General features: G+C 49.0%; 1 rRNA gene. It reads left to right on the plus strand.

Annotated elements, in window-relative coordinates:
• Nucleotides 1–203 precede the first annotated feature (203 nt).
• Nucleotides 204–1,723: ribosomal RNA gene (locus JJD66_RS27855) — 23S ribosomal RNA — on the plus strand; the annotation flags it as partial.

Below are 1,723 nucleotides of genomic sequence, written 5' to 3' on the forward strand. Positions count from 1 at the left end.
GTTGTGATGGTGAATGTTGATTTCTAGTCTTTGACTAGTTCGTTCTTTAAAAATTTGGGTATGTGATAGAAAGATAGACTGAACGTTACTTTCACTGGTAACGGATCAGGCTAAGGTAAAATTTGTGAGTTCTCTTAACTGAGAAATTCGAATTTTCGGCGAATGTCGTCTTCACAGTATAACCAGATTGCTTGGGGTTATATGGTCAAGTGAAGAAGCGCATACGGTGGATGCCTTGGCAGTCAGAGGCGATGAAAGACGTGGTAGCCTGCGAAAAGCTTCGGGGAGTCGGCAAACAGACTTTGATCCGGAGATGTCTGAATGGGGGAACCCAGCCATCATAAGATGGTTATCTTGTACTGAATACATAGGTGCAAGAAGCGAACCAGGGGAACTGAAACATCTAAGTACCCTGAGGAAAAGAAATCAACCGAGATTCCCTTAGTAGTGGCGAGCGAACGGGGACTAGCCCTTAAGTGGCTTTGAGATTAGCGGAACGCTCTGGAAAGTGCGGCCATAGTGGGTGATAGCCCTGTACGCGAAAATCTCTTAGTCATGAAATCGAGTAGGACGGAGCACGAGAAACTTTGTCTGAATATGGGGGGACCATCCTCCAAGGCTAAATACTACTGACTGACCGATAGTGAACTAGTACCGTGAGGGAAAGGCGAAAAGAACCCCGGAGAGGGGAGTGAAATAGATCCTGAAACCGTATGCGTACAAGCAGTGGGAGCCCACTTTGTTGGGTGACTGCGTACCTTTTGTATAATGGGTCAGCGACTTATTTTCAGTGGCGAGCTTAACCGAATAGGGGAGGCGTAGCGAAAGCGAGTCTTAATAGGGCGTCTAGTCGCTGGGAATAGACCCGAAACCGGGCGATCTATCCATGGGCAGGTTGAAGGTTGGGTAACACTAACTGGAGGACCGAACCGACTACCGTTGAAAAGTTAGCGGATGACCTGTGGATCGGAGTGAAAGGCTAATCAAGCTCGGAGATAGCTGGTTCTCCTCGAAAGCTATTTAGGTAGCGCCTCATGTATCACTGTAGGGGGTAGAGCACTGTTTCGGCTAGGGGGTCATCCCGACTTACCAAACCGATGCAAACTCCGAATACCTACAAGTGCCGAGCATGGGAGACACACGGCGGGTGCTAACGTCCGTCGTGAAAAGGGAAACAACCCAGACCGTCAGCTAAGGTCCCAAAGTTATGGTTAAGTGGGAAACGATGTGGGAAGGCTTAGACAGCTAGGAGGTTGGCTTAGAAGCAGCCACCCTTTAAAGAAAGCGTAATAGCTCACTAGTCGAGTCGGCCTGCGCGGAAGATGTAACGGGGCTCAAACCATACACCGAAGCTACGGGTATCACGTAAGTGATGCGGTAGAGGAGCGTTCTGTAAGCCTGTGAAGGTGAGTTGAGAAGCTTGCTGGAGGTATCAGAAGTGCGAATGCTGACATGAGTAACGATAATGGGTGTGAAAAACACCCACGCCGAAAGACCAAGGTTTCCTGCGCAACGTTAATCGACGCAGGGTTAGTCGGTCCCTAAGGCGAGGCTGAAAAGCGTAGTCGATGGAAAACAGGTTAATATTCCTGTACTTCTGGTTATTGCGATGGAGGGACGGAGAAGGCTAGGCCAGCTTGGCGTTGGTTGTCCAAGTTTAAGGTGGTAGGCTGAAATCTTAGGTAAATCCGGGATTTCAAGGCCGAGAGCTGATGACGAGTTA

This window comes from Pseudomonas sp. MF6751 (assembly GCF_016613265.1).
Lineage (GTDB): Bacteria > Pseudomonadota > Gammaproteobacteria > Pseudomonadales > Pseudomonadaceae > Aquipseudomonas > Aquipseudomonas fluorescens_BV.